Annotated in this window: 5 protein-coding genes; 1 reads left to right on the forward strand and 4 read right to left on the reverse strand. The window is 72.1% G+C overall.

What is annotated here, in order from left to right:
• Nucleotides 1-37: 37 nt before the first annotated feature.
• The 4 genes from MR1_RS05795 to gabT all read right to left on the reverse strand — a co-directional run bounded on the left by MR1_RS05795 (nt 38) and on the right by gabT (nt 5,339).
• The gene (locus MR1_RS05795) at nt 38-1,609 is read right to left on the reverse strand and encodes an APC family permease (RefSeq protein WP_084344397.1); all 1,572 of its coding nucleotides are present in this window, start codon (nt 1,607-1,609) and stop codon (nt 38-40) included.
• Nucleotides 1,606-2,505, reverse strand: coding sequence for a universal stress protein (locus MR1_RS05800; protein WP_067243879.1), 900 nt, complete (start codon nt 2,503-2,505; stop codon nt 1,606-1,608). Before MR1_RS05800 ends, MR1_RS05795 begins: the two co-directional genes overlap by 4 nt.
• Nucleotides 2,502-3,881, reverse strand: a complete 1,380-nt coding sequence (locus MR1_RS05805) for a flavin monoamine oxidase family protein (RefSeq protein ID WP_067243880.1) — start codon at nt 3,879-3,881, stop codon at nt 2,502-2,504. Before MR1_RS05805 ends, MR1_RS05800 begins: the two co-directional genes overlap by 4 nt.
• Nucleotides 3,882-3,980: 99 nt before the next feature.
• On the reverse strand, nt 3,981-5,339 hold the full coding sequence (gabT, locus tag MR1_RS05810) for a 4-aminobutyrate--2-oxoglutarate transaminase (RefSeq protein WP_067243881.1): 1,359 nt from the start codon (nt 5,337-5,339) through the stop codon (nt 3,981-3,983).
• 106 nt (nt 5,340-5,445) lie between these two features.
• Between gabT and MR1_RS05815 the strand changes: the two genes are divergently transcribed.
• On the forward strand, nt 5,446-6,677 hold a 1,232-nt coding region (locus MR1_RS05815), incomplete at its 3' end, for a PucR family transcriptional regulator ligand-binding domain-containing protein (RefSeq protein WP_067243882.1).

Here is a 6,677-nt window from a genome sequence, read left to right on the forward strand (position 1 = left end):
GGTGGCGGGTCGGTGCCGGCGTGCCGGCGGAACGGGGTCAGCGGCGGGGTCGGCGGGCGCTCAGCGGAGCGTCCGTGCCGAGGGTCTCCCCCCGGAAGAACGCCGGTCGGCGGACGGCCTGCCAGACCATCACGACGATGCCGAGCAGGATCACGGTGACGCCGAGGACGAACACGAGCCCGAGGCCCCCGATGCTCGAGCCGCTGCCGTAGTCGGGGCTCATCGAGTCGATCAGGGTCGTGACGAACAGCACGGCCAGGATCACACCGCCGACGAGCGGGAACAGGAAGGTGAAGAAGATGTTGCGCGCGGAGTCGAACCACTGCTTGCGGAAGTACCAGACGCACGCGAACGCGGTGATGCCGTAGTAGAAGCAGATCATCATTCCCAGCGCCGTGATCGTATCCCACAGCACGTCCTCGCTGAGGAAGCGCATCACCGCGTAGAAGGCGCTGGCGACGATCGCCGAGACGATCGTCGCGTATCCCGGCGTGAAGAAGCGCGGGCTCACCTTCGAGAACGTCGACGGCAACGCGCCGTAATGGCCCATCGCCAGCAGCGTCCGTGCGGGCGAGACGAACGTCGACTGCAGGGACGACGCGGAGCTGGTGAGCACCGCGAGGGAGACCAGGAACGCCAGCGGGCCGAGGATCGGGCCGGACAGGTGGAAGAACACGTTCTCCTGGATGTCCTCGTTGCCCAGGCCCAGTGCGCCGGTGCCGACGCCGGAGAACATGATCATCGCGACGGCGAGCAGCAGGTACAGCGCGACGATCGTGAGGACGGTCACGGTCGCCGCCCGACCGGGCGTGCGCTCCGGGTCCTTCGTCTCCTCGTTCATCGTGAGGGTGACGTCCCAGCCCCAGAAGATAAAGATCGACAGCGACAGTCCCGCCGCGAAGGCGCTGAACGACGACACCGCGAACGGGTTGAACCACTGCCAGTCGAACGGGGTCGGATCGAACGCGTCGCCGGAGGCCCCCTTGACGATCGCGGCGATCGCGAAGAACAGCAGGACCAGGATCTGGAACCCGACGAGGAAGTACTGCAGCTTCTGGGTGGTCTGCATGTCGCGGTAGGAGATCACCGTGGCGCCGAGCATGAAGAGCAGGCACACGAGGATGTTGATCCACGTGACGCCGGCGAGGTCCGCGATCGCCGCGTTGCCCGTGACCTGCGCGATGAGCAGGAACAGGAACTCCACCGCGATGCCGGCGAGATTCGACAGCACGAGGATGGTGGCGGCGATCAGCCCCCACCCGGCCATCCAGCCGATCCACGGGCCGAAGGCCCGCGAGGCCCACGTGAACGAGGTGCCGGAGTCGGGCATCCGCCGGTTGAGCTCGCGGTACCCGAATGCGACGAGGAGCATCGGGAGGAAGCCGACGAGGATGATCGCCGGCACCTGCAGCCCGACCACGGACGCGGTCGGGCCGACGGCGGCGGTGAAGGTGTAGGCCGGCGCGACGCAGGAGATGCCGATGACGACGGCGCCGATCAGGCCCACCGTCCCGGCGCTGAGCCCCTTGCGGGAGATCCCGCCGGTCACCCCGGACTCGGGCTCCGTCGCCCCGGGGCCGGGCTCCGTCGCCCGTGTGGTGTCGGTCATGCGGGGTCTCCTCCGAGGGGGTGGCCCGCGGCTCGGGTGCGCGGGACGACGATCATCGGGACCGGCAGCACGTGCAGCATCTTCGCCGCAGTGGAGCCGAGGAACAGACGCCGGGGCTGGGCGAGCCGGCTGGATCCGACCAGCACGACCTCGCCCGGCTGCCAGTCGAGGTGGGCGACGGCGTCCTCGACGCTGTCGCCGGGCGCGCGCTCGACCTCGGCCGAGACGCCGGCGGGCAGGGCGGCCCGCGCGGCGGAGAGGACGTCCTCTCCGTGCTCGTCCCCGGCGATGCGGATGGCTCCGGTGTCGAGCCCCGGGGGCACGTCGAAGGGCATGAGCGAGATCAGTCGCAGCGACGCGCCGGCGGCGCCCGCGAGACCCACTGCCTCATCGAGCAGCACGTCGGCGCCGGGCCGGGTGCCGAGGGCGGCGGTCACGCGGGTCAGCGCGGTGGCGGGGTCGGCCGCGCCGCCGGCGGGGACCAGTGCGACCGGAAGGGTCGACGAGTGCAGCAGCTCGGAGGCGACGCTGCCGAGCCGGTGGCGACCCAGCAGTCCCCCGCCGGCGGCGCCGACGACGATCATCCGCGCGCCGAACTCCTCGCCCGCCGCGACCAGCCCCTCCGCGAACGACTCGCCGAAGCGGACGTGGGCGCTGCGGGGCACGTCCTGCGGAAGGGTGCGCAGCGCCTCGTCCAGCCAGGTCCGCGCCTGGCCCCGGATCACGTCCTCGTAGGCGCGGTCCGGCGCGACGGCGGCGCTGCGCGTGCCCTCGCGGGGAAGGACGATCACCAGGTGCAGCCGCGTGCCCAGGGCGCGCGCGAGACGCGCCCCGAACACCGCGGCGTCGGAGCCGGCATCGGTCGCCGTGTAGCCGACGACGATGCCGGCGCTCATGCCCGGCTCGCTTCCAGGATCTCGCGCGCGGCCAGCCGTCCCATCCGGATCGCCCCGTCCACGTGCTGGAAGCCCGCTCCGGCCATGTCGCTGCATGCGAAGTGGATCGGGCCGACGGGCGCGGGCAGATCCGCCCCGTAGCGGTGCAGCCCGCCGAGGTCGAAGCTGGCGGCGTAGGCCCCGCGGGTCCACTCCTCCGAGCCCCAGTCGCTCTCGTAGTAGACGACCGGGTTCTTGGCCTCGGGGCCGTAGTAGTGCGACAGCGACTCGAGGATGCGCTCCTTGCGCTCCTCGGCGGTGAGCGAGAAGAGGTCGTCCGCGTTGTGGTCGGACACGAAGCCGACCAGCGTTCCGCGCTCGTCGCCGTGGTTGGTGTTGTCGTACGCCTCGTGCGACAGCTCGTACGGGCTGAAGGCGGTGCCGCTGAGTCCCTGCTCGCGCCAGAACGGCCGGTCGTACACCGCGTGCACCTTGATGACGAAGCCCATCGACAGGTGCTGGTGGAGCTGGTGCTGGCGGCGGGGCAGGGCCGGGACGAAGGAGATCCGGCTGTAGAGCACCGGCGCGTGCGCGAGGATCGCGTACCGCGCGCGGACCGTCACCTCGTCGGTCACGGCGGTCACGCCGCTCTCGCCCCATTCGAGCGTGCGCACCGGCTGGTTCAGCAGCACGTCGTCGCCGAGCCGCTCGGCGAGCAGCAGCGGGACCTGCTGGAGCCCGCCGACGACGCGCTTGTCGAGGATGAAGTCGGCGTCCACGAGGTGCGAGTAGGACCCGGCCGAGGCGGCCATGTGCAGCGACTGCAGGAGGGAGAAGGAGTGCGTCGGCTTGGTGAGCATCGCCGAGCCGGTCGCGAAGGCGAGGTTGCGGACGGCCTCGTCGTCGTCGGTCTGCGCGCGGAGCCACGCGTCCCAGGAGATCGCGTCCCATTCGGCCGCCTTCTCGTGGGCCCACGGGCGCTCGGGGTCGATCTCGGCGACCATGGCGTCGAGGCGCTCGGTGATCTCGGCGATCACACGCTCCGTCTCGGCCGAGACGGGGAACATCTCGCCGGTGAAGCGCTTGGCGACGCCGTCCGGGCCGACGTAGACGCTGTCGCCCTCGCGGTAGCGGCTGAAGGTCTCCAGCCCCAGGTCGGCGATCGTCTCGATCAGCGCGTCCTGGTCCGGCGAGACCCACTGGCCGCCGATCTCCAGCATGGCGCCCTCGATGACGTCCGTCCACAGTCGCCCGCCGACGCGGTCGCGCGCCTCCAGCACGGCGACGGACAGACCCGCCTTGCGCAGCTCGTTCGCCGCGGTCAGCCCTGCGGCTCCCGCGCCGACGATGACGACGTCGCGGCTGATCTCCTGGGTGGTCGGTGACACCGTGGTCATGGGTACTCCTTCGTCGGCGGGGATGGACGGTCCGCAGCGCGGACGGGAATGTGTCGACCGCGGCCCGGCATCCCCCGATCCCGGCCGCGGTCGACGGTCTCAGGCCCCGGCGAGCGCGTCGGCCACGACGTCCAGCCCCTCGCGGAGCAGGTCGTCGCCGATCGCGAGCGGCGGGAGGAAGCGGATGACGTTGCCGAACGTGCCGCAGGTCAGCACGATGACGCCCTGGGCGATCGCCGCCTTGGCGACGGCCGCCGTGAGCGCCGCGTCGGGCTCGCCGGTCTCGGGGTCGACGAACTCGGCGGCGATCATGGCGCCGTGCCCGCGCACGTCGCCCACGCGCGGGTCCTTCTCCTTCAGCGCGGTGAGGCGCTCGACGAGGATCGCGCCGACCTGCTGGGCGCGCTCGATCATCCCCTCGTTCTCGAAGGCGTCGATCGCGGCGAGCGCGGCGGCGCACGCGACGGGGTTCCCGCCGTACGTGCCGCCGAGACCGCCCGCGTGGGCGGAGTCCATGATCTCGGCACGGCCGGTGACGGCGGCGAGCGGCATGCCGCCGGCGATCCCCTTGGCGGTGGTGATGAGGTCCGGCTCGATGCCGAAGGTCTCGCTCGCGAACATCGCGCCGGTGCGCGCGAACCCGGTCTGGACCTCGTCGGCGATGAAGACCACGCCGTGGGCGCGGCACCAGTCGACGACGGTGTTGAGGAAGCCGTCGGCAGGGACGATGAAGCCGCCCTCGCCCTGGATCGGCTCGATGATGACGGCGGCGAGGTTGTCGGCGCCGATCTGCTTCTCCACGAGCGTGATCGCCCGCTTCGCCGCCTCGGGGCCGGTGAGGCCGTCGCGGAACGGGTAGGAGCCGGGGACGCGATAGACCTCAGGGGCGAAGGGGCCGAAGCCGCTCTTGTAGGGCATCGACTTGGCGGTCAGCGCCATGGTGAGGTTGGTGCGTCCGTGGTAGCCGTGGTCGAAGGCCACGACGGCCTGACGGCCCGTGTGCTTGCGCGCGATCTTGACCGCGTTCTCCACGGCCTCGGCGCCCGAGTTGAACAGGGCGCTCTTCTTCGCGAAGTCGCCGGGGGTGATGCGGTTCAGGGCCTCGGCGACCGCGACGTACGACTCGTACGGGGAGATCATGAAGCAGGTGTGCGTGAGCTGCGCGGCCTGTGCGGCGATGGCCTGGGCGACGGCGGGGTGGGCGTTGCCCACCGTGGTCACGGCGATGCCGCTGCCGAGGTCGATGAGCGAGTTTCCGTCGGCATCCACAACGACGCCGCCGCCTGCGGCCACGGCGGCCACGGGAACGGTGTGGCCGACGCCGGCCGCGACGGCGTCCGCCTTGCGCGCCAGGATGGCCGCGGATCGCGGGCCGGGGAGCTCGGTGACGAGACGGCGCTCCTGAGGGAGCGTCGGTCCACCGGCAGGGATCGTGGAGGTCTCATCGATGAGGGTCATGCCGCCGAGGCTACGACCACGGCGGGGCGGATGCACTCGCCGGACCGTACAATTGTGAGGCAGTTTTCGCCCGTCCGTATAACCCTGATTCGCGAGGAGAGTCGCCGTGGACACCGCCTCACCCCCCACGCTCCGCACTCTTCTCGATCGCCGCGATCTCCGCCTGCGTGCGATCCCGTCGCTCGGCATCGCGGATCCCGCCCTCGACCACCCGGTCCGCTGGGTGCACAGCTCCGACCTCGCCGACCCGACCCCTTTCCTCGCCGACGACCTCGTCCTGCTGACCACCGGGACGCAGATGACGGACGCCGATTCCTGGTCCCCCTACGTCGCCCGCCTGGCCGCCCGCGGCGTGGTCGCCCTGGGCTTCGGGGCGGACGTGCACCGCGCCGGCGTGCCGGACGAGCTGGTGCGGGCGTGCGGCTCCCACGGCCTCGCGCTGTTCGAGGTTCCCTACGGCACTCCCTTCATCGCCGTGGCCCGCGCGCACGCGGAGGCGATCGCCGCGCAGGCCTACGCCCGGCGGACCTGGGCGCTGGAGACCCAGCGCGCCCTGGCGATCGCCGCCCTGCGGCCTCGCGGACTGGAGTCCACCCTCAGCGAGCTGGCCCGACGGCTCGGGTGCTGGGTCGGCATGTTCGACGCCGCGGGCGCCATCGCGCACGCGCATCCGGCCGAGGCGGATCCTCCCGCGGACATCGCCGCCGCCGCGCGCGAGCTGATCGCCCGGGGCGGCTCGGCGAGCCGCACGATCGAGCACGGCGAGGGCGCGTTCACCCTGTTCACGCTCGGCCGCACCGGACACCTCCGCGGGGTCATCGCGATCGCCGCCGCTGCCCTCGACTCGGAGACCCGCACCGTGGTGACCTCCGTGATCGCCATGGCCGGGCTGTCTCTGGAGCAGAGCGATCAGCTCGCCCGGAGCCGACGGCGACTGCACACCCAGCTGCTCGCCTCGCTCCTCGACGACGACCCCGCGCTCGCCCGGCGCGTGCTCGGCGCCCTCCCCCCGGCGCCCGTCATCGTCGCGGTCACCACCGGGGGCCACGACACGGCGGTGCTGGAGTGGTGGGACCGACGCCGCGGCGCCTCCCCCGCGTTCGTCGCGGAGTCCGACGAGGGCGTCGTGATGTGCGTCACGGAGGGCGACGCACATGCGCTGGACGAGCTGGCCCGGCATGCCGGCGTCGCGGTCGGCGCCTCCGACCCGCACGAGTACGCGTCCTTCTCCCGCGCCCATGCGCAGGCGCTGACGGCGCTGCGCCGCTCCCCTGCAGGCGGGCGGGTGGCGCGGTACGGGGACGAGGCCTCGGCGACGATCCTGGAATCGCTCGCCAC

The sequence above is a fragment of the Microbacterium resistens NBRC 103078 genome, from assembly GCF_001552355.1.
Classification (GTDB): Bacteria; Actinomycetota; Actinomycetes; order Actinomycetales; family Microbacteriaceae; genus Microbacterium; species Microbacterium resistens.